This is a genomic window from Streptomyces fungicidicus, assembly GCF_003665435.1.
In the GTDB taxonomy this organism is placed as follows: Bacteria; Actinomycetota; Actinomycetes; order Streptomycetales; family Streptomycetaceae; genus Streptomyces; species Streptomyces fungicidicus.
This window is the reverse complement of record NZ_CP023407.1, coordinates 2183517-2204630: the sequence shown is the minus strand read 5'-3', so window position 1 is coordinate 2204630 and position 21114 is coordinate 2183517. Positions and strand designations below refer to the sequence as shown.

15 protein-coding genes are annotated in these 21114 nt (G+C 70.9%); 8 read left to right on the top strand and 7 right to left on the bottom strand.

Annotated features, from left to right (window positions below; genetic code table 11):
• Positions 1 to 4 precede the first annotated feature (4 nt).
• Together CNQ36_RS10010 and CNQ36_RS10005 are read right to left on the bottom strand one after the other, a co-directional pair.
• Positions 5 to 874: a phosphatase PAP2 family protein gene (locus tag CNQ36_RS10010; RefSeq protein WP_121545721.1), complete on the bottom strand. Its 870-nt coding sequence runs from the start codon at positions 872 to 874 to the stop codon at positions 5 to 7.
• 109 nt (positions 875 to 983) lie between these two features.
• A complete protein-coding gene (locus CNQ36_RS10005; RefSeq protein WP_004932011.1) occupies positions 984 to 2018 on the bottom strand; it encodes a LacI family DNA-binding transcriptional regulator in 1035 nt (344 codons plus the stop codon).
• A gap of 418 nt (positions 2019 to 2436) precedes the next feature.
• Here CNQ36_RS10005 and CNQ36_RS10000 point away from each other — a divergent pair, with 418 nt between their 5' ends.
• The 7 genes from CNQ36_RS10000 to CNQ36_RS09970 all read left to right on the top strand — a co-directional run bounded on the left by CNQ36_RS10000 (position 2437) and on the right by CNQ36_RS09970 (position 15153).
• The gene (locus CNQ36_RS10000; protein WP_004932013.1) at positions 2437 to 3708 is read left to right on the top strand and encodes an extracellular solute-binding protein; all 1272 of its coding nucleotides are present in this window, start codon (positions 2437 to 2439) and stop codon (positions 3706 to 3708) included.
• A gap of 97 nt (positions 3709 to 3805) precedes the next feature.
• Positions 3806 to 4810, top strand: coding sequence for a carbohydrate ABC transporter permease (locus CNQ36_RS09995; RefSeq protein ID WP_004932015.1), 1005 nt, complete (start codon positions 3806 to 3808; stop codon positions 4808 to 4810).
• 13 nt (positions 4811 to 4823) lie between these two features.
• Positions 4824 to 5735, top strand: coding sequence for a sugar ABC transporter permease (locus tag CNQ36_RS09990; protein WP_121545720.1), 912 nt, complete (start codon positions 4824 to 4826; stop codon positions 5733 to 5735).
• Between the two features lie 149 nt (positions 5736 to 5884).
• Positions 5885 to 7579, top strand: coding sequence for a glycoside hydrolase family 13 protein (locus tag CNQ36_RS09985; protein ID WP_121545719.1), 1695 nt, complete (start codon positions 5885 to 5887; stop codon positions 7577 to 7579).
• Positions 7580 to 7747: 168 nt separating this feature from the next.
• Positions 7748 to 9121: an alpha-amylase gene (locus CNQ36_RS09980; RefSeq protein ID WP_121545718.1), complete on the top strand. Its 1374-nt coding sequence runs from the start codon at positions 7748 to 7750 to the stop codon at positions 9119 to 9121.
• Between the two features lie 205 nt (positions 9122 to 9326).
• Positions 9327 to 14738 carry a pullulanase-type alpha-1,6-glucosidase gene (gene pulA, locus CNQ36_RS09975; RefSeq protein WP_121545717.1) on the top strand — a complete coding sequence of 1804 codons (5412 nt, stop codon included), beginning with the start codon at positions 9327 to 9329 and terminating at the stop codon, positions 14736 to 14738.
• Between the two features lie 55 nt (positions 14739 to 14793).
• Positions 14794 to 15153 carry a 5-carboxymethyl-2-hydroxymuconate Delta-isomerase gene (locus tag CNQ36_RS09970; protein ID WP_121545716.1) on the top strand — a complete coding sequence of 120 codons (360 nt, stop codon included), beginning with the start codon at positions 14794 to 14796 and terminating at the stop codon, positions 15151 to 15153.
• Positions 15154 to 15180: 27 nt separating this feature from the next.
• On the opposite strand, the gene CNQ36_RS09965 is transcribed toward CNQ36_RS09970, so the two are convergent.
• The 4 genes from CNQ36_RS09965 to CNQ36_RS09950 all read right to left on the bottom strand — a co-directional run bounded on the left by CNQ36_RS09965 (position 15181) and on the right by CNQ36_RS09950 (position 18866).
• Positions 15181 to 15633, bottom strand: a complete 453-nt coding sequence (locus CNQ36_RS09965) for a hypothetical protein (protein ID WP_121545715.1) — start codon at positions 15631 to 15633, stop codon at positions 15181 to 15183.
• Entirely contained in the window at positions 15630 to 16325 is a 696-nt protein-coding gene (locus tag CNQ36_RS09960) for a TetR/AcrR family transcriptional regulator (RefSeq protein ID WP_004932021.1), read from the bottom strand. Before CNQ36_RS09960 ends, CNQ36_RS09965 begins: the two co-directional genes overlap by 4 nt.
• Positions 16326 to 16389: 64 nt before the next feature.
• Complete coding sequence (locus tag CNQ36_RS09955; RefSeq protein WP_121545714.1) at positions 16390 to 18300, bottom strand: hypothetical protein; 1911 nt, start codon at positions 18298 to 18300, stop codon at positions 16390 to 16392.
• Between the two features lie 53 nt (positions 18301 to 18353).
• A complete protein-coding gene (locus tag CNQ36_RS09950) occupies positions 18354 to 18866 on the bottom strand; it encodes a tetratricopeptide repeat protein (RefSeq protein WP_121545713.1) in 513 nt (170 codons plus the stop codon).
• Between the two features lie 148 nt (positions 18867 to 19014).
• Here CNQ36_RS09950 and CNQ36_RS09945 point away from each other — a divergent pair, with 148 nt between their 5' ends.
• The gene (locus tag CNQ36_RS09945; protein WP_121545712.1) at positions 19015 to 19446 is read left to right on the top strand and encodes a hypothetical protein; all 432 of its coding nucleotides are present in this window, start codon (positions 19015 to 19017) and stop codon (positions 19444 to 19446) included.
• Between the two features lie 77 nt (positions 19447 to 19523).
• Here the strand turns inward: CNQ36_RS09945 and CNQ36_RS09940 are convergent, their stop codons facing one another.
• Positions 19524 to 21050: a DUF1996 domain-containing protein gene (locus CNQ36_RS09940; RefSeq protein WP_121545711.1), complete on the bottom strand. Its 1527-nt coding sequence runs from the start codon at positions 21048 to 21050 to the stop codon at positions 19524 to 19526.
• Between the last annotated feature and the right edge of the window lie 64 nt (positions 21051 to 21114).

The following is a 21114-nucleotide window of genomic DNA, read 5'->3' as shown; positions in this document are numbered from 1 at the left end:
GCCCTCAGCCCTGTTTGGGCAGCGTGATCCGGCGGGGCTCGGGTTTCCCGCGCTCGGGCACCAGCCTCGGCAGGGAGTACGGCCACCGGCCGTACCAGGCCAGGGCGATCCCGTAGCCGAAGGCCAGGCAGACGAGGCCGCCCACCGCGTCCAGCCAGAAGTGGTTGGCGGTGGCGACGATGACCACCAGCGTCACCGCCGGGTACAGCAGTCCCAGCACCCGCGCCCACGGGACGCTCGCCAGCGCGAAGATCGTCAGCCCGCACCACACCGACCAGCCGATGTGCATCGACGGCATCGCGGCGTACTGGTTGGACATGTGCTTCAGATCGCCGGAGGCCATCGAACCCCAGGTCTGGTGGACCATGACGGTGTCGATGAAGTGCTCGCCGTTCATCAGCCGGGGCGGGGCCAGCGGATACAGGTAGTAGCCGGCCAGGGCGGCGCCCGTGGTGGTGAACAGGACCAGCCGGGACGCCGCGTAGCGGCCCGGATGACTACGGTAGAGCCACACCAGGACACCCAGCGTCACCACGAAGTGCAAGGTGGCGTAGTAGTAGTTCATGCCGACGATGAGCCAAGTCACCGAGTTGACGGCGTGGTTGACGGACTGCTCGAAGGCGAGGCCGAGTTGTCCCTCCAGCCGCCAGATCCAGTCGGCGTTGCGCAGGGCCTCGGCGCGCTGTTCGGGCACGGCGTTGCGGACGAGCGAGTACGTCCAGTAGCTCACCGCGATCAGCAGGATCTCGAACCACAACCGGGGCCGGCGGGGGGTGCGCAGTCGGCGCAGGCGACCCTTCCCCGTCTCCTCCGCGACGGGGAGCGCTGCGGCCTGTTGCCGGCCTTCCAGCGTGGTCACGGTCGAGTCACCCATGTGCACAGAGTCTGCCAGAAAAGCCCCACCACTCAGATCATCCCGCGGTCGGGTCCGGCCCGCAATCTCGTCCTGCCGCAGCAGGGCCTCCGGGCCGGTCTCCTACGACCTAGGGACGACCCCGGTCCCCGGGGGCGGAAGCGGTCGAACCGCGCACCACCAGTTCCGGCATGAACACGAACTCGCTGTGCGGGGCGGGCGTTCCGCCGATCTCCTCCAGCAGCGTGCGCACCGCGGCCTGGCCCATCGCGGGGACCGGCTTGCGGACGGTGGTCAGCGGCGGGTCGGTGAAGGCGATCAGCGGGGAGTCGTCGAAGCCCACCACCGAGATGTCCTTCGGCACGTCCAGACCGCGCTGCCGGGCCGCGCGTATCGCGCCCAGCGCCATCATGTCGCTCGCGCACACCACCGCCGTGCAGTCGCGGTCCATGAGCGCGGTGGCGGCGGCCTGGCCGCCCTCCAGCGTGTACAGCGAGTGCTGGACCAGCTCGGTCTCGGCCGTCTCGGCGCTCAGGCCCAGTTGCTCCTGCACGGCGCGGACGAAGCCCTCTATCTTCCGCTGCACCGGCACGAACCGCTTCGGCCCGAGCGCCAGCCCGATGCGGGTGTGCCCGAGGGAGGCGAGGTGGGTCACCGCGAGCGCCATCGCCGCCCGGTCGTCGGGGGAGATGAACGGCGCCTGCACCTTCGGCGAGAAACCGTCCACGAGCACGAACGGCACGCCCTGCGCCCGCAGTCGCTCGTAGCGCTGCATGTCGGCGGTGGTGTCCGCGTGCAGTCCGGAGACGTAGATGATGCCGGCCACCCCGCGGTCCACGAGCATCTCGGTGAGCTCGTCCTCCGTCGACCCGCCCGGGGTCTGGGTGGCGAGCACCGGCGTGTAGCCCTGGCGGGTCAGCGCCTGCCCGATGACCTGGGCCAGCGCCGGGAAGATCGGGTTCTCCAGCTCCGGGGTGATCAGCCCGACCAGGCCCTCGCTGCGCTGCCGCAGCCGCACCGGGCGCTCGTAGCCGAGGACGTCGAGGGCGGCGAGCACGGACTGCCGGGTGGTGGCGGCGACGCCAGGCTTGCCGTTGAGGACCCGGCTGACGGTCGCCTCGCTCACCCCCGCCTGGGCAGCGATATCGGCAAGGCGTGTGGTCACAGGACTGGACTGTAGCTGCCGCCTCGCGCCTTGCACACCGATCGGACGCCTGGTGCGCGCCGTCGGACGGCCCGCTGCGGGCTGCTGGGTCATCGCTGTCCTCAACTCGTGGTCGGCGTCCGGTCCGCAAGGGATGATTCCCCCGCCGGAAACGGATGGCAAGTGCTTGCAGAGTCTTGCACAACAGTCCGAACCCCTGCCGTACGGGCGGAAACCCCGGTCGCGCGACGGTCGAGAACAGGTCACGGCGGAGTAACTCTCGGCGTCGCTTGCAAAACTTTTCTGCAAGGTCTTTCGAAACGGTTCCATCGCTGTTACGTTCACGTCGCCCGGCCGCCGCAACGGCGCAGTCGGCACCTGGCAGGACGGCAGACGGGGCCGGCCTGCACCTACGGGCTTAACCCTCAAGGAGAACCTCATGCGGCGTGGCATAGCGGCCACCGCGCTGGTGGCGTCCCTCGCCCTCGCGGCGACGGCCTGCGGCGGAGACAGCGACAGCGGCGACAAGGCCGGCGGCCCGGTCACCATCACCTGGTGGGACACCTCCAACGCGACCAACGAGGCGCCGACGTACCAGGCGCTGGTCAAGGAGTTCGAGGCGGCCAACAAGGACATCAAGGTCAAGTTCGTCAACGTCCCCTTCGACCAGGCGCAGAACAAGTTCGACACCGCCGCCGGTTCCAAGGGCGCCCCCGACGTGCTGCGCTCCGAGGTCGGCTGGACCCCCGCCTTCGCCAAGAAGGGCTTCTTCCTGCCGCTGGACGGCACCGAGGCCCTCGCCGAGCAGGACAAGTTCAAGTCCAACCTGCTCGAGCAGGCCAAGTACGAGGGCAAGACCTACGGCGTCCCGTTCACCACGGACACCCTCGCCTTCGTGTACAACAAGGAACTGTTCGAGAAGGCCGGCGTCGAGGCCCCCAAGACCTGGGACGACCTGAAGAAGGCCGCCGCCACCGTCAAGGACAAGACCGGCGTCGACGGCTACTGGGGCTCCACCGCGGGTTACTACGCCCAGCCGTTCCTGTACGGCGAAGGCACCGACATGGTCGACGCCGACGCCAAGAAGGTCACCGTCAAGTCGCCCGAGGCCGAGAAGGCGTACGGCACCTGGCTGTCCCTCTTCAAGGGCAAGGGCCTGCACAAGGCGGACGTCACCGCCGACGCCTACGCCCACATCCAGGACGCGTTCGTCAACGGCAAGGTCGCCTCGATCATCCAGGGCCCGTGGGAGATCACGAACTTCTACAAGGGCTCCGCGTTCAAGGACAAGAACAACCTCGGCATCGCCACCGTCCCGGCCGGCTCGACCGGCAAGGCGGGCGCCCCGACCGGCGGCCACAACCTCTCGGTCTACGCCGGCTCCACCAAGGAGAAGCAGGAGGCCGCGCTGAAGTTCGTGAACTTCATGACCTCCGCCAAGGCGCAGGAGACCATCGCGCTGAAGAACTCCACGCTGCCCACGCGTGACGACGCCTACACCGACAAGGTCAAGGCCGACCCGGGCATCGCGGGCTACCAGACGGTCCTCTCGGCCGCCCAGCCGCGCCCGGCGCTGCCCGAGTACAGCTCGCTGTGGGGTCCGATGGACGACGAGCTGCCGCAGATCGCCGGTGGCAAGGAGTCCCTGGACAAGGGCCTCGGTGACGCGGAGACCGCGATCGCCAAGCTGGTGCCGGACTTCAGCAAGTAACCCCCGCACGGCCGCCGGATCCGCTTCCAGGAGGGGAGGGTCCGGCGGCCTGCGGCCTGTGTGCCGTACCCCTTGATCATCCAGAAGGTGCCGAACCATGACAGTCGCCATCGACCGCGCGACCGGCAAGCGCCGCGGTGACCGCGCGCCCCGCCCCGGGCCGGGCAGCCGCCTGAAGCGCGGATACCAGAAGTACTGGTACGCCTACGCCATGATCGCGCCGGTGGCGCTCGTGCTCGGCGTCATCGTGCTGTACCCCCTGGCCTACGGCTTCTACCTCACGCTCACCGACGCCGACAGCCTCAACTCGGCCCGCACCATCGGCGTCAACGAGATCGAGGCCACCTACAAGTTCATCGGCATCGACAACTACGCCGACATCCTGTGGGGCGAGACGGCCTACGACCGCTTCTGGTCCAAGTTCATCTGGACGATCGTGTGGACGGCGGCCTGTGTCGCCCTGCACTACGGCATCGGCCTGGGCCTGGCCCTGCTGCTCAACCAGAAGCTGCGCGGCCGCACCCTCTACCGGCTGGTCCTCATCCTGCCGTGGGCCGTGCCCACCTTCGTCACCGTCTTCGGCTGGCGCTTCATGCTCGCCGACGCCGGCATCATCAACTCCGCCCTGGACTTCCTCGGCCTGCCGACGCCGGCCTGGCTGGAGGACAGCTTCTGGCAGCGGTTCGCCGCGATCATGGTGAACACCTGGTGCGGTGTGCCGTTCATGATGATCTCCCTGCTCGGCGGACTGCAGTCCATCGACGCCAGCCTGTACGAGGCGGCCGAGATGGACGGCGCCACCGCCTGGCAGCGGTTCCGCCACGTCACCCTGCCCGGCCTGCGCTCGGTCAGCTCCACCGTGGTCCTGCTCGGCATCATCTGGACCTTCAACCAGTTCGCGGTCATCTTCCTGCTGTTCGGCAACACCGCCCCGGACGCCCAGATCCTCGTGACCTGGGCCTACCAGCTGGGCTTCGGACAGCAGCCGCGCGAATTCGCCGAGTCCGCGGCCTACGGCATGCTGCTGCTGGCCATCCTGGTCGTCTTCACCTCCTTCTACCGCCGCTGGCTGAACCGCAATGAGCAGCAGCTCGCGATCTGAGGCAGGAGTCCCCATGAGCACCCCTACTGTCACCACCACTGCTCCGGCGGACCGGCCTGCCGACGACAGCACCCCGCCGCGCAGGACGCCCCGGCGCGGTGAGAGCGGCCCCCTGGCCCGCCTCGCCTCGCACGGCATCCTGACCGTGGCCAGTCTGATCGCGCTGTTCCCGGTCGCCTGGCTGGTCTTCCTGTCCCTCGGCCCCGACAAGGACGACTATCTGCGTCCCGGCGGCATCTGGGGCAAGATGACGCTCGACAACTACTCGTTCGTGCTGCAGAACACGAGCTTCTTCGACTGGCTGAAGAGCTCGCTGATCGTCTCGCTCGGCACCACCGTCATCGGCGTCATGGTCGCCGCCACCACCGGCTACGCGGTCTCCCGCATGCGCTTCCCGGGCTACAAGAAGTTCATGTGGGTGCTCCTGCTCACCCAGATGTTCCCGGTGGCCGTCCTGATGGTCCCGATGTACCAGATCCTCTCGGACCTGCAGCTCGTCGACAGCTACCTCGGCCTCATCCTCGTCTACTGCACCACGGCGGTGCCGTACTGCGCCTGGCTGATGAAGGGCTACTTCGACACCATCCCGTTCGAGATCGACGAGGCGGGACGCGTCGACGGACTGACGCCCTTCGGCACCTTCGCGCGGCTGATCCTCCCGCTCGCCAAGCCCGGCCTGGCGGTCGCCGCCTTCTACAGCTTCATCACCGCGTTCGGCGAGGTCGCCTTCGCCACGACGTTCATGCTCGACGACGAGAAGTACACGCTCGCCGTCGGTCTGCAGAGCTTCGTCAGCGAGCACGACGCACAGCGCAACCTCATGGCCGCCACCGCGGTCCTGATCGCCATACCGGTCTCCGCGTTCTTCTACCTCGTGCAGAAGAACCTGGTCACCGGCCTCACCGCGGGCGGCACGAAGGGCTGACCCCCTCGCCGGCCGAACTCCCGCGCGCCTGACTCGCGCGGGTGGGCGGCCGCGGTGTCCATCCGACCCCGCCGACACCGCGGCCGCCCCTCTCCCGGCGACCGCCGCCCCCCACTCGTCTCCCCGACCGCACTCGTAACAAGGACGACATGAGCCAGCAGCACTCCGCCGCCCCGGCCCCGACCCCCACGACCGACGCGGCCGTCGCCACCGTCGCACGGCGCGCCGACTGGTGGCGGGACGCGGTGATCTACCAGGTGTACCCGCGCAGCTTCGCCGACAGCAACGGCGACGGCATGGGCGACCTGGAAGGCATCCGCTCCCGCCTGCCGTACCTGCGCGACCTCGGTGTGGACGCCGTGTGGCTCAGCCCCTTCTACGCCTCGCCGCAGGCCGACGCCGGCTACGACGTCGCCGACTACCGCGCCGTCGACCCCATGTTCGGCACCCTGCTCGACGCCGACGCGCTGATCCGCGACGCCCGCGGACTGGGCCTGCGGATCATCGTCGACCTGGTGCCCAACCACTCCTCCGACCAGCACGAGTGGTTCAAGCGCGCCCTCGCCGAGGGCCCCGGCTCCCCGTCGCGGGACCGCTACCACTTCCGGCCCGGCAAGGGCGCCGACGGCGAACTGCCGCCCAACGACTGGGAGTCGATCTTCGGCGGCCCGGCCTGGACCCGGGTGACCGAGCCCGACGGCACGCCCGGCGAGTGGTACCTGCACCTCTTCGCGCCCGAGCAGCCGGACTTCAACTGGGAGCACCCGGCGGTCGGCGACGAGTTCCGCTCCATCCTCCGCTTCTGGCTGGACATGGGCGTGGACGGCTTCCGCATCGACGTCGCCCACGGCATGGTGAAGGCCGAGGGCCTGCCCGACCTCGGCGGCCACGAGCAGCTGAAGCTGCTGGGCAACGATGTCATGCCGTTCTTCGACCAGGACGGCGTCCACGACATCTACCGGCAGTGGCGCCTGATCCTGGACGAGTACTCCGGCGAGCGCATCTTCGTCGCCGAGGCATGGACTCCGACCGTCGAGCGCACCGCAAACTACGTGCGCCCCGACGAGCTGCACCAGGCGTTCAACTTCCAGTACCTGGGCACCCACTGGGACGCCGAGGAGCTGCGCGCGGTCATCGACCGCACCCTGGACGCCATGCGCCCGGTCGGCGCCCCCGCCACCTGGGTGCTGTCCAACCACGACGTCACCCGGCACGCCACCCGCTTCGCCAACCCGGCGGGCCTCGGCACCCAGATCCGGCTGGCCGGCGACCGTGAACTCGGCCTGCGCCGGGCCCGGGCGGCGACGCTGCTGATGCTGGCGCTGCCCGGTTCGGCCTACGTCTACCAGGGCGAGGAGCTCGGTCTGCCCGACGTCGTGGACCTGCCGGACGAGGTGCGTCAGGACCCGGCGTACTTCAGGGGCGCCGGACAGGACGGCTTCCGCGACGGCTGCCGGGTGCCGATCCCGTGGACCCGCGAGGGCTCGTCGTACGGCTTCGGCGACGGCGGCAGCTGGCTGCCGCAGCCGGCGGGCTGGGGCGAGCTGAGCGTCGAGGCGCAGACCGGCGACCCCGGCTCCACCCTGGAGCTGTACCGGTCCGCGCTCGCCGTCCGCCGGGAGCGCCCGGAGCTGGGCGCGGGCGACGCGGTGGAGTGGCTGCGGGCGCCGGAGGGCGTACTGGCCTTCCGCCGCGGCGAGTTCGTGTGCGTCGCCAACACCACGGGGGAGTCGGTGAGCACCCCGGCGTACGGGCGGGTGCTGATCGCCAGCGGTGAGGTGGAGGAGACGGCCGGCGAGGCGAAGGTCCCGGCGGACACCACGGTGTGGTGGACCACGGGCTGACGTTCGTCCGTCCCGCAACTTTTTCCTTCAAGTTGGTACGGCCCGCTGCCCTTTCGGGTGGCGGGCCTCTAACATCTGCGTTGCCGCAAGGTTGCTGAAGTTTTCTGCAAGAAAACTCAGCGCATCAAGGCGGTATCCCCACACCCTTCGATGAAGAAGGAACCCCACATGGCACGCAGAACCCTCGCCGTGGCCGTCGCCCTCGCGGCCGCCTCGGTTGTCATGGCCCCGACTGGGGCGCAGGCCTCCCCGCCGGGGAGCAAGGACGTCACCGCCGTCCTCTTCGAGTGGAACTTCGCCTCCGTCGCCCGCGAGTGCACCAACACCCTCGGCCCCGCGGGATACGGCTACGTCCAGGTCTCCCCGCCCGCCGAGCACATACAGGGCTCGCAGTGGTGGACGTCGTACCAGCCCGTCAGCTACAAGATCGCCGGCCGCCTCGGCGACCGGACCGCCTTCAGGAACATGGTGAACACCTGTCACGCGGCCGGGGTGAAGGTCGTCGCCGACACGGTCATCAACCACATGTCCGCGGGCAGCGGCACCGGCACCGGCGGCTCGTCGTACACCAAGTACAACTACCCGGGCCTGTACTCCTCGTACGACTTCGACAACTGCACCTCGCAGATCAACAACTACGGCGACCGCTGGAACGTCCAGAACTGCGAGCTGGTCGGTCTCGCCGACCTCGACACCGGTGAGGACTACGTCCGGGGCGCCATCGCCGGGTACATGAACGACCTGCTCTCCCTCGGCGTGGACGGCTTCCGCGTCGACGCCGCCAAGCACATGCCGGCCGCCGACCTGGCCAACATCAAGTCCCGCCTGAGCAACCCGTCCGTGTACTGGAAGCAGGAGGTCATCCACGGCGCCGGCGAGGCCGTCCAGCCCACCGAGTACACGGGCAACGGCGACGTGCAGGAGTTCCGCTACGCCTACGACCTCAAGCGGGTCTTCAACAACGAGAACCTCGCCTATCTGAAGAACTACGGCGAGGGCTGGGGCTACCTGAACAGCGGTGTCTCCGGCGTCTTCGTCGACAACCACGACACCGAGCGCAACGGCAGCACGCTCAGCTACAAGGACAACGCCAACTACACCCTGGCCAACGTCTTCATGCTGGCCTGGCCCTACGGCGCCCCGGACATCAACTCCGGCTACGAGTTCTCCGACCAGGACGCCGGCCCACCCAACGGGGGCCGGGTGGACGCCTGCTGGCAGAACGGCTGGAAGTGCCAGCACGCCTGGCGGGAGATCAAGTCCATGGTCGCCTTCCGCAACGCGACCCGGGGCCAGTCGGTCACCAACTGGTGGGACAACGGAGGCGACGCGATCGCCTTCGGCCGGGGCAGCAAGGGCTTCGTGGCCATCAACCACGAGTCCGGCTCCCTGACCCGCACCTACCAGACCTCCCTCGCCGCGGGCACGTACTGCAACGTCCAGAACAACACCACGGTGACGGTGAACGGTTCGGGCCAGCTGACCGCCACCCTGGGCGGCAACACCGCCCTCGCGGTGTACGCGGGCAAGTCGGGCTGCTGAACCCGCGCCAGCCGCACCGCCGTTCACGGGGACGGTGCGGCCGGCGTCCGCGTGCAAATCCTTACCGTTACTTTCACAACCCTTGCTGTAAAGCTTTCAACGGCGATAGCGTCACGCCCGGCGCCCGGTGACGTGGCCGAAACAGGCCCCGCCGCGGCGTACGGGGTCGGACCCGAATGAGCCGTAAGCGCAAGGAGTTCACGCCTTGATACCCAGATGGCCCGCGCCCCCGGGGCGCCGCACCGCACGCGGCAGACGCCTCGCCGCCGTCACCGTGGCCGCGCTCGCCGTGGCGCTCGTGCAGCCGCTCGCCGCCCGCGCGGACACTCCGCCCGCGCCTCCCTCCGACGCGAAGCTCGCCAAGTCGCCCGCGCGGCACGATCTGACCCGCGAGCAGTTCTACTTCGTCCTGCCGGACCGCTTCGCCAACGGCGACACCGGGAACGACCGCGGCGGACTGACCGGTTCGCGCCTCACCCACGGTTACGACCCCACCGACAAGGGCTTCTACCAGGGCGGCGACCTCAAGGGCCTGACGAAGAACCTCGACTACATCAAGGGGCTCGGCACCACCGCCATCTGGATGGCGCCCATCTTCAAGAACCAGCCCGTGCAGGGGACGGGGGACAACGCCTCCGCCGGCTACCACGGCTACTGGATCACCGACTTCACCCAGGTCGACCCGCACTTCGGCACCAACCAGGACCTCGAGAACCTGATCGACAAGGCCCACGCCAAGGGCATGAAGGTCTTCTTCGACGTCATCACCAACCACACCGCCGACGTCGTCGACTACCAGGAGAAGTCCTACGAGTACCTCTCCAAGGGCGCCTTCCCGTACCTGACGAAGGACGGCGAGCCCTTCGACGACGCCGACTACGCCGACGGCTCCTCCGGCTTCCCCCGCGTCGACTCCGGTTCCTTCCCGCGCACCCCCGTGGTGCCCGGGGCGAAGAAGCGGGTCAAGGTCCCGTCCTGGCTCAACGACCCGGCGATGTACCACAACCGGGGCGACTCCACCTTCGCCGGCGAGTCCAGCGAGTACGGCGACTTCTCCGGCCTCGACGACCTGTGGACCGAGCGTCCCGAGGTCGTCGACGGCATGGAGAAGATCTACCAGCGGTGGGTCAGGGACTTCGACATCGACGGCTTCCGGATCGACACCGTGAAGCACGTCAACATGGAGTTCTGGACCCAGTGGGCCACCGCCCTGGACGCCTACGCGGCCAAGAAGGGCCGTGACGACTTCTTCATGTTCGGCGAGGTCTACTCCTCTGACACCAACATCACCGCCCCGTACGTCACCCGGGGCCGCCTCGACGCCACCCTCGACTTCCCGTTCCAGGAGGCGGCCCGCCAGTACGCCTCCCAGGGCGGCAGCGCGCGCAAGCTGGCCTCGGTCTTCGGCGACGACCACAAGTACACGACCGACAAGGCCAACGCGTACGAGCAGGTCACCTTCCTCGGCAACCACGACATGGGCCGCATCGGGACGTTCCTGACGCAGGACAACCCGAAGGCCTCCGACGCCGAACTGCTGAAGAAGGACATGCTCGCCAACGAGCTGATGTTCCTCAGCCGCGGCAACCCGGTCGTCTACTACGGCGACGAGCAGGGCTTCACCGGCGCCGGCGGCGACAAGGACGCCCGCCAGACCCTGTTCGCCTCCCGCACGGCCGACTACCTCGACGACGACCTGATCGGCACCGACCGCACCCACGCCGAGGACGTCTACGACACCAAGGCGCCGCTGTACCGGCAGATCAGCGCCCTGGCCGAACTCCGCAAGGCCCACCCCGCCCTCACCGACGGCATCCAGCAGGAGCGGTACGCCTCCGACGGCGCGGGCGTCTACGCCTTCTCCCGCACCGGCACCGGCAAGGACACCACCGAGTACGTGGTCGCCTTCAACAACGCGGGCGAGGCGGCGAAGGCCACCTTCGCGACCGGCTCCGCGCGCATGACGTACAAGGGCCTGTACGGCACCGACGCCACCGTCACCAGCGACGCCGGCAAGAAGATCACCGTCACCGTCCCGGCGGGCTCGGCGATCGTCCTCGAGGCCTCCGGCCCGCTCGCGGCGCCCGCCGCGAAGCCCGCGGTCACCCTGAAGGCCCCCGAGGCCGGCGCCACCGGCACCGTCGAACTCACCGCCGGCGTCGAGGGCGGGCAGCTCAACCGGGTCGTCTTCGCCGCCCAGACCGGCAACGGGAAGTGGCAGACCCTCGGCTCCGCCGACCACGCCCCCTACAAGGTCACCCACACCATCGGCGAGGACGTGCCCGCCGGCACCGCCCTGCGCTACAAGGCCGTCGTGATCGACTCGTCCGGCCGCACCGCGAGCGCCCTGGCCGCCTCCACCACCGGCACCCCGCCCGTGACGGAGCCGCCGTCCGCCGCCTCCCGCGACTACGCGGTCGTCCACTACAAGCGCGCCGACGGCGACTACGACGACTGGGGCCTGTACGCCTGGGGCGACATCGCCGAGGGCGAGGCCACCGAGTGGCCGGCCGGCCACCCCTTCACCGGCCGCGACGCCTACGGCGCCTTCGCCCACGTCAAGCTCAAGCCGGGCGCGTCCGACGTCGGCTTCGTCGTCGTCGACAAGGAGGGCAACAAGGACGTCGCCGCCGACCGCACGATCGACGTCACCAGGACCGGCGAGATCTGGATCGAGCAGGGCAAGGAACCCGTCGCCACCGAACGGCCCGAGTACCCGGCGCAGGACACCACCAAGGCGGTCCTGCACTACCAGCGCGCGGACGGGAACTACGACGGCTGGGGCCTGCACACCTGGACCGGTGCCGCGAACCCCACCGACTGGTCGAACCCCCTGAAGCCGGTGAGGACCGACGCCTACGGCGCCGTCTTCGAGGTGCCGCTCGCCGAGGGCGCCACCAGCCTCAGCTACATCCTCCACAAGGGCGACGAGAAGGACCTCCCCACCGACCAGTCGCTGGACCTCAGGGCCGACGGCCACGAGGTGTGGCTGCTGAACGGCCAGGAGAAGTACCTGCTGCCGCAGCCGGCCGGCTCGGCCGCCGCCCTCGACCTCACCACCTCCAAGGCGGTCTGGATCGACCGGAACACCCTCGTCTGGGACGGCTCCGAGGCCGCCGCCTCCACCCAGCTCCTCGCCTCCCGCACCGGCTCGGTCACGGTGCGGGACGGGGCGCTGGACAGCGGCGACGCACGCTGGCTCCGCCTGGCGAGGACCACCCTCACCGACGCCCAGAAGGCGAAGTTCCCGCACCTCGCGAAGGGCACCGCCTGGACCGTCGACCCGCGTGACCGGGACCGGGTGCGCGAGGCCCTGCGCGGTCAGGTCGTCGCCGCCCAGCACGCCGCCAACGGCGCCGTGCTCGCGGCGACCGGGGTGCAGATCGCGGGAGTGCTCGACGATCTCTACGCCGCCGGCGCCACCAAGGCCGACCTCGGCCCGGTGTTCCGCCGCGGCCGGCCCACCCTCTCCCTGTGGGCGCCGACCGCCCGGAACGTCTCCCTGGAGATCGCCGGCCGCACCGTCCGCATGGAGCGCGACGACGCCACCGGCGTCTGGTCCGTCACCGGCCCGGCCTCCTGGAAGGGCAAGGAGTACCGGTACACCGTGCAGGTGTGGGCCCCCAGCACCCGGGAGATCGTCACCAACAAGGTCACCGACCCCTACTCGGTCGCCCTGACCACCGACTCCGAACGCAGCCTCGTCGTCGACCTCGCCGACCGGAGCCTCGCCCCCGAGGGCTGGTCCTCCCTCGGCAAGCCGAAGGCCGTGCCGCTCAAGGACGCCCAGATCCAGGAGCTGCACATCCGCGACTTCTCCGTGGCGGACCGCACGGCGAAGGACCCCGGCACCTACCGCGCCTTCACCGACAAGGACAGCGACGGCAGCAAGCACCTGCGTGAGCTGGCGAAGGCCGGCACCTCCTACGTGCACCTGCTGCCCGCGTTCGACATCGCCACCATCCCCGAGAAGAAGTCCGACCGGGAGAGCGCCGACTGCGACCTCGCCTCCTACCCGGCCGACTCCGCCGAGCAGCAGAAGTGCGTGACCGAGGCCGCCGCCAAGGACGCCTACAACTGGGGCTACGACCCGTACCACTACACGGTCCCCGAGGGCTCCTACGCCACCGACCCGGACGGCACCGCCCGCACGGTCGAGTTCCGCGAGATGGTCAAGGCGCTCAACGAGGACGGCCTCCGCGTCGTCATGGACGTCGTCTACAACCACACCGCCGCGAGCGGTCAGGCCAAGACCAGCGTCCTGGACCGGATCGTCCCCGGCTACTACCAGCGGCTGCTGGCCGACGGCTCGGTCGCCAACAGCACCTGCTGCGCCAACACGGCCACCGAGAACGCCATGATGGGCAAGCTCGTCGTCGACTCGGTCGTCACCTGGGCCAGGGAGTACAAGGTCGACGGCTTCCGCTTCGACCTCATGGGCCACCACCCGAAGGCCAACATCCTCGCCGTCCGCAAGGCCCTCGACGGGCTGACCCCCGCGAAGGACGGGGTCGACGGCAAGAAGATCATCCTCTACGGGGAGGGCTGGAACTTCGGCGAGATCGCCGACGACGCCCGCTTCGAGCAGGCCACGCAGAAGAACATGGCCGGCACCGGCATCGCCACCTTCTCCGACCGGGCCCGCGACGCCGTGCGCGGCGGCGGCCCCTTCGACGAGGACCCGGGCGTGCAGGGCTTCGCCTCCGGCCTCTACACCGACCCCAACTCCTCCCGGAACAACGGCACGGAGGCCGAGCAGAAGGCCCGCCTGCTGCACTACCAGGACCTGATCAAGGTCGGCCTCAGCGGCAACCTCGCCGGCTACACGTTCACCGACACCAGCGGCAAGGAGGTCAAGGGCTCCCAGGTCGACTACAACGGCGCCCCCGCCGGATACGCGGCCGCGCCCGGCGACGCCCTCGCCTACGCGGACGCCCACGACAACGAGTCCCTGTTCGACGCGCTCGCCTTCAAGCTGCCGAAGGACACGTCCGCCGGCGACCGGGGCCGTATGCAGGTCCTCGCGCTGGCGACGGCCGCCCTCTCGCAGGGCCCGGCCCTCTCGCAGGCGGGCACCGACCTGCTGCGCTCCAAGTCTCTGGACCGCAACTCCTACGACAGCGGCGACTGGTTCAACGCCATCCACTGGAACTGCGCGGACGGCAACGGCTTCGGCCGCGGTCTGCCGCCGGCCGCCGACAACGAGGACAAGTGGCCCTACGCCAAGCCCCTGCTGGGCACGGTGAAGGTGGGCTGCCCGCAGATCGAGGGCGCCTCGGCCGCGTACCGGGACCTGCTGCGCATCCGTACGACGGAGAAGGCCTTCTCCCTCGACACGGCCGCGCAGGTGCAGTCCCGGCTCTCCTTCCCGCTGTCCGGCAAGGACGAGACACCCGGTGTGATCACCATGAGGCTCGGCGACCTGGTCGTCGTCTTCAACGCCACACCGGAGCGGCAGGAGCAGCGCGTCGCCGCGCTGGCCGGCACCGGTCACCGGCTGCACCCGGTGCAGTCGGCGGGCGGGGACGCGGTCGTGAAGACCTCGTCGTACGAGAAGGGCACCGGCACGTTCGCCGTTCCGGCGCGCACGGTCGCCGTGTTCACCACGGCCGGCTGACCCGGTAGGGCACTGCGGCTAGTGTGAGCCCTCCTGACCAGGAACAGGAGGGCTCATGCCGCAGATCACCGTCGACTACTCCGAGGGGCTGGCGGACGGCTTCGACCGGCCCGCGTTCGCGCGGGACCTGCACACCGCCGTCGTGGAGATCGCGGCCGCCAAAGCGCCGGCGTGCAAGACACGGTTCCGGCGGACCGAGGACATCACGGTCGGCCCCGAGACCGGCGGGCACGCCCTCGTGCACGTCCACATCGCCATGCTGCCCGGCCGCACGGACGAGACCAAGGCCCGGCTCACCGAGACCGTGCTGGAGCTGCTGAGGCAGTACGTGAAGCCGTCCGGGGACCTGCTGCTGCACGCCTCGGCGGAGGTGCGGGACCTGGACCCGTCGTACCGGAAGTTCGAGGGCGAGTAGGCCCGCGCCGGCCGTGACGGCCGGGGATCACGGCCTTCCGGTGCGGCCCAGCCAGGCCGGACGCACCGGGATGCCGTCCTCGTCGAGCTCGTCCGGCTCGTCCGCCCCGCCCGGAGCGACCGCCGGCGCCGCCGGTTCGTCCGGCACGTCCGGCGGCGGTGCGGATCGTGCGGCCACCGGCTCCGGGGCCGGCGGCGCGTCGGAGTCCGCCAGCAGTTCCCCCACGGTGAAGCGGCTGGCGAACGTCTGCCACGCCCCGTCGACGACCAGCAGGAAGCCGTCACCGGTCCGCACCAGCCGACGGCGCCGGGGGCTCGACGGATGCTCCGGCACATGGCCGCGCGCCCGCCGTTCCAGCTCCGCGAGCGCCTCCTCGCGGGACCCTTCCACATGGGCGAGGACCTCCGCCGCCATGTGCTTGCGCTGCCCGATGCCCTGCGTCGTCTCGACGACCAGTGCCCAGGTCGTCCGGGTGCTCACGGACCCGCCAGCGCGATCAGCCGGACCGTCAGGTCGGTGAACGGTCCGTCGCCCGGCTCGTTCCTGAGCATCTCGCGCAGCAGCGCGGCCAGCTCCCCGTCCCGGGCGGCGGCGACGGCGGCCAGCGCGGCGAAGTCCTGCACCAGCTGCGCCTCCAGTTCCTCGCGCGGCAACCGCCGCCCGTCCAGCCAGATCAGCGCCGTCGACTCGACGAGCGAGATCCAGGAGCGGACGACCAGTTCCAGCCGCGCCGGAACCGGGTCCGTGACCCCCATGTGCGACAGCATCTGGTCGTACGCGGCCTGCCGCACGGAGTCGATCAGCTGGTTGGTGGCCGAGGAGCCCACCGCGGGGCCGCCGCGCATCAGGGCGGCGAAACCGGGGCCGTGCGCGTCGACGAAGTCGAAGAACCGGGCCATCACCCGCCGCAGCCGCGACCCCAGCGCACCCTCCTGCGGCTCCTCGAACCGGGACGCCAGGTCCTCCGCCGCACGTCTCAACGCGGCCTCGTACAGGCTGAGTTTGCCGGGGAAGTAGTGATAGACCAGCGGGCGCGAGATGCCCGCCCGGGACGCTATCTCGTCGATGGAGACCTCGTCGGGGGAGCGCCGGCTGAACAGTTCGAGGGCCACGCCGATCAACTGCTGCCGCCGCTCCTCGACTCCCATCCTGCGCCGTACCCCGGTAGTCATGCGAACACCTTACCGATCGATTCCGGCCTTCAACTGTCCGGACCGGCCGACGGTGTTCATCCGGCTAGCGCAGTCCGTCGACCGACCGCCCGTTCTCCAGCGTGCCCCGGAGATCCGCGCGGGCGCCCTCCTCGGCGCGGACGGTCAGCAGAGGGCCGCGCGCGGTGCCCTCGACACCGCCGGACGCCCTGACGGACACCGTGTCGCGGCTCCCGGCGGCGAGCAGGTACCAGTCGCCCGCCGCGGACTTCCACAGCACCCCGGCGAGCACCCGCGGCGCACGCTCCCCGCACTCCGGCACGTCCTCCGCCTTCGCCGCCACCGCCCCGAACCGCCCGCCCGGCGTGTGGAACTGCGCCAGCACCCGCGCCCCGCCGCCCCGCCACGTCTCGGCCCGCGTGCACACCCACGCCGCCTCGCCGCTCGCGTCGGGCAGCGGCTGCTCCGCGAACGCCCAGGCGTTCACGCTCCGTACGCCCGCCGCGCGCACCGTGCTCAGCGAGCAGGCGTACGGCGCCCAGGTGCGCAGCGCCCCGGCGCCCGAGACCTCGTGGGTCCGGCCGGGACGTCCGGCGGTCAGCCGGGCCGGGACCAGCTCGCCGAGGTCGGTCACCAGCCGGGTGCCCGTGCCGTCGGTCAGCTGCAGCACGTACCACGCGGTGCACGGCCCCGGCCGCAGGGCGGAACTCGCCAGCGGGGAGGTCACCCCGTCGGCGAGGGCGAGGTCCGTCGCGGCCGCTCCGGGCCGGCGCAGGTCCCGCCCGCCCGCCGCGCGCACCCAGGGCGCCAGCAGATAGCGGACGTTGCCGTCGGCGCGGCTCAGCACCACCGCGCCCGACCCGGCCCGGCCGGCGTCGTCGACCCGGGCGAAGTCGAGCACGACCCCCCGTGCGCCGTCCTCCGGCTCGGCGTACCTGGCGAGCCGCAGACCGTCGTACAGCACCACCACCCGCGCGGTGTCGACGGTGCCCGCGTACAGCAGCTGGGGCGGACCCGCGGGGCCGCCGGAGGGGGTGCCCGGGGTGGCCGACACCTGGACGCCGCCGCCGGGCCGCGCCCAGACGGCCAGGGCGCGGCGCAGCAGCGCCCTGTCGCCGGTGAGGCCGCCGCGCGCCGGCCAGACGGAGAAGTCGGTGCGCGCGGAGGTCTTCCAGGCGGCGGGGGAGACCCGGGACAGCTTCCCCGGGTCCAGCGCGGCCTGCGCGGCCGGGTTGCGCGCGTACGGGGGCGCGGCGGCGCCGTCCGGCCCCCAGCCGTCGCCCGGCAGCCCGAGCAGCGTCCCGCACACCGCCAGCGCCGCCCCGGCGACCAGCGCGGCCTTCAGCCGGCGGCGGCGGCGCAGCAGGTCGGTCGGCCTGGCCTGGAGCGAGCAGGGGTCGAACCCGGGCGAGCCGAGCAGCCGGTACGGGTCGGGGAGCCGGTCGGCCTCGTCCAGCGCGGCGTCCACGCCGGTGACGCCCGCCGCCGCGAGCACCTTGCGCACCTCCCCGTCCGGGAGCCGTTCCAGACCGCGCAGGACGTGGGCGGCGCGGGCCGGGCCGGACAGCGCGTCGAGCCGCTGGTCCAGGGCGAGCGCGTCGGCGCCGCCCGAACGCGGGAACAGCTTCAGCCCCCACACCCGGGGCAGCGGCAGCGGCGGCAGCGCGGCCCGCCACCCCGTCCGTCCCGCGCGCCGCAGCGCCGTGCGCACCACCTGGAGCCGGACCAGCGCGTACCCGGGGTCGCCGTCCCGGCCGGCCTGCTGGGCGGGGATCAGCGGTGCGGGGGTGCGGTTGCGGGGCAGCGCCCGCTGGACCAGGGAGTGGGCGGTCAGCACCCGCCCGCTGCGGCCCAGGCCGGACGGCAGCATCAGATAGGCGAGCCGCACGAGCCGCGGATAGTGCTCGACGAGCGCGGCCTCGGCCTGCTCGACGTCGACGACCGGACCGGCCGGGGAAGGGGGCGCGGCGGACTGGGCGGCATCCTGTGACTGCACGTCCAGCAGAACGAGCGAACGGGTGGATGGTCACCTGCCCCGCGGCCGGGGCGTCACTCGGCGGGGGGCTCCACCAGCAGCCGCGCGTAGTTCGCCATCGAGCGCTGGTAGCGCGGCAGATGCGGGGCGAGCGCGCCGAGGACCAGCGACAGTCCCTCGCGGTCCCGCCCGAGACTCGACAGGCACAGCGCCAGACAGGCGCGTACGGCGTCGTCCAGCTCGTCGGACGGCGCGAGGAGTTCCGGCGTCAGCAGCCGCACGCCCTGCTCCGCCTCGCCGGTGTTCCGCAGCGAGCTGGCCAGCTGGATTTTTGCCCGCCGTGCCTTGTAGCGGCTGACGTCGGCCAGCCCGCCGTCCAGCGCCCGCCGGTACAGCGGCACCGCCCGGTCCGAGTGCCCGGTGGAGTCCCAGGCGCAGGCCTGCTCGAAGGGGCCCAGCGGGCTGTCCCCGGGCAGCTCGGCGACGAGCGCGTCGATCATGGCCCGGAAGGCCGGAGCGTCCTCCTGCGCGAAGTCGTCGAAGCGGGCCCAGGCGGCGGTCACGCGGTCTTCCCAGTCGCTGTTCATCACGCCACCGTCGCACGCCGTCCCCGCCGGCGCAGCGGAATTTGAGCACCGCGGGTGTCCCGTCCGTATCGAAGGCCGAGAGCCCCCCGCCGGGGCTCCGTGCGGCGTGTCGCCGTCACGATGCGGCCGTCAAGGACCGGAGGAACACATGAGGGTGACCCGACCGATGCTCGCGCTGACCGGCGCGGTGGCGGCCCTGGCGCTGGCGGGCTGCGGATCCGGCGGCGACGGTGAGGACCGGGTGCCGGCCACCGCGACCGGCAGTCTGGAGCACCTGGCCGCCGAGGCGAAGTGCGAGCCGGACATGCAGACCGACGCCGACACCATCCGGCAGGCGCTGTGCAAGAAGGGCGGGGAGAAGTACGTGCTCGCCACCTTCGCCACTGACCGTGGACAGCGTGAATGGCTCAACTCCGCCAAGGACTACGGCGGTTACTACCTCGTCGGCCGCAAGTGGGTGGCCGTGGGGGAGGAGCGGACCGTGACGGCCCTGCGCGGCACGCTCGGCGGGACCATGGAGGAGGGGTCCGAGCACATGAACCCCGGCGGCAGCCACAACCGTGGCGGCCACCACGGCTGACCCCGCCGGGCGGGGACGGCGAAGAGGCCGGCGGCGGGAGATCCCGCCGCCGGCCTCTTCCTTGTGCCGCTGGGTGACTACTGGCAGTCCTGGCCGCTGTTGATGCAGTCGACCATCTCGTTCATCAGGTTCTCGTCGAAGAAGTTGATGAAGTCGTTGTGGTCGGTGATCGGCTTGTGCAGCTGCTCCGGGAAGGAGTCCAGCGCGAACGGGTTCACGACTTGCCCGTTCTCGATCCGCGGGGCCGGGATGTTGTCGTAGACCAGGCGGACCTGGAGCTGCGGGATGGCCTGGAAACCGTTCGAGCAGGTGCCGTCCGCCTCGACGAAGTCCACGTGCGTGCGGTGGTTGGCGCTGTCGGCGTTCTGCCCGTCCCAGCAGCTCTGGAAGGCCGTGGTCCGGACCACCCCGCTGCCCTCGGGGCAGATCGGGTACTTGTCCGTCACCTGCCGGTCCTCGAAGCCGGTGCAGCTCCAGGCGGTGTTGGCGTTGTTCAGCCCGTTGGTGAGGGACTTGGCGTCACCGGTGATGATGCGCAGCGCCCTCGGCATCGCGACGACGTCGCCGGTCCGGTTGCCGACGAACTTCAGCTCCGCGGCGGTGGGCGCGACGATCTTTCCTACGTTGCCGTCCTGACCGCCGCCCGGCTGGCCCTGGTCGATGTCCTGCGTGCCGTCCTGGATCCGCAGGACCGGCCAGAAGTAAGTCGACCTGTCGCCCTGGTTCTGGCACGTGGTCTCGCCGTTGGCCAGGTCCTCGTCGCTCGCGAAGGCGGTGTTGGCCTGGTTGCCGACGTAGTCGTGCTGGTGCTGCGCGCCGTTGCTGACACCGGGGGCGACGATCACGTTGTCCGAGTTGCGCAGCGCGTTCTCGTTGGTGCCGCACTCGGTGGTGAAGGTGCCCGTGGAACCGCCGCCGCCGTTCGCGGCCAGTCCGTTGGGCAGGTTGCGGGAGTTCGGCTGGACGTCCTCGATGTTGATGAAGTCGTCCGCCACGGGCCCGTTGCCGGCCTGACCGCCGTTGCCGTTGCCCTGGCCGCCGTCCTGGCCTCCGCCGCCCTGGTCCTGGCCGCCGTCGTTCTGACCGCCGTCGCCCTGGCCGCCACCGCCGTCGCCGCCGTTCCCGCCCGGCTGTTCGACGGGAACGCCCTGGCACCGGGCGAACCGGCCGAGGTCGCGCGGCGCCTTGCCGCCCGCCCGGTTGATGTTGATGCCGATCCGGTCCAGGGTGGCGGTCCGCTTGGACTTCAGCGGCCCGAGGATGGCGTTGTCGACGTAGGACGCGTCGCCCGCCTGGGCCTGGCGCGTGTCCGCGAGACGTGTGTAGGCGTCCGTGATCTGCCGGTCCAGCAGCGCCAGTTCCTTCGCCACGCCCTTGCGGGCGCTGCGCGGCACCTTCGTCAGCTTCTGACCGACGTCGGGGCAGTTGATCGTCGCGACCTGCGCGTTTCTCGACTTCGTCCGGTTGTGCTGGCCTCCGTCCTCATGAGCCGAGGCGTAGAAGTTGGCCCAGACCAGCCCGCCCCCACCGAGCGCCAGGGCCGCCGCCCCGGCTGTCACCTTGGTCGCCAACGGCATACGGCGTTTTCTTGTGTTGCGTCCCATGGAACTCCTCTTGACCTTCCTTACGGGGGCATCCCATTGCGGGGCATCGAGCGGCCCGACAGGA

Bases quoted from the DNA above. Each gene is read 5' to 3' on its own strand.
- CNQ36_RS10010 (WP_121545721.1), bottom strand. From the start codon at position 874: ATGGGTGACTCGACCGTGACCACGCTGGAAGGCCGGCAACAGGCCGCA.
- CNQ36_RS10000 (WP_004932013.1), top strand. From the start codon at position 2,437: ATGCGGCGTGGCATAGCGGCCACCGCGCTGGTGGCGTCCCTCGCCCTC.
- CNQ36_RS09995 (WP_004932015.1), top strand. From the start codon at position 3,806: ATGACAGTCGCCATCGACCGCGCGACCGGCAAGCGCCGCGGTGACCGC.
- CNQ36_RS09990 (WP_121545720.1), top strand. From the start codon at position 4,824: ATGAGCACCCCTACTGTCACCACCACTGCTCCGGCGGACCGGCCTGCC.
- CNQ36_RS09985 (WP_121545719.1), top strand. From the start codon at position 5,885: ATGAGCCAGCAGCACTCCGCCGCCCCGGCCCCGACCCCCACGACCGAC.
- CNQ36_RS09980 (WP_121545718.1), top strand. From the start codon at position 7,748: ATGGCACGCAGAACCCTCGCCGTGGCCGTCGCCCTCGCGGCCGCCTCG.
- CNQ36_RS09970 (WP_121545716.1), top strand. From the start codon at position 14,794: ATGCCGCAGATCACCGTCGACTACTCCGAGGGGCTGGCGGACGGCTTC.
- CNQ36_RS09960 (WP_004932021.1), bottom strand. From the start codon at position 16,325: ATGACTACCGGGGTACGGCGCAGGATGGGAGTCGAGGAGCGGCGGCAG.
- CNQ36_RS09950 (WP_121545713.1), bottom strand. From the start codon at position 18,866: ATGAACAGCGACTGGGAAGACCGCGTGACCGCCGCCTGGGCCCGCTTC.
- CNQ36_RS09945 (WP_121545712.1), top strand. From the start codon at position 19,015: ATGAGGGTGACCCGACCGATGCTCGCGCTGACCGGCGCGGTGGCGGCC.
- CNQ36_RS09940 (WP_121545711.1), bottom strand. From the start codon at position 21,050: ATGGGACGCAACACAAGAAAACGCCGTATGCCGTTGGCGACCAAGGTG.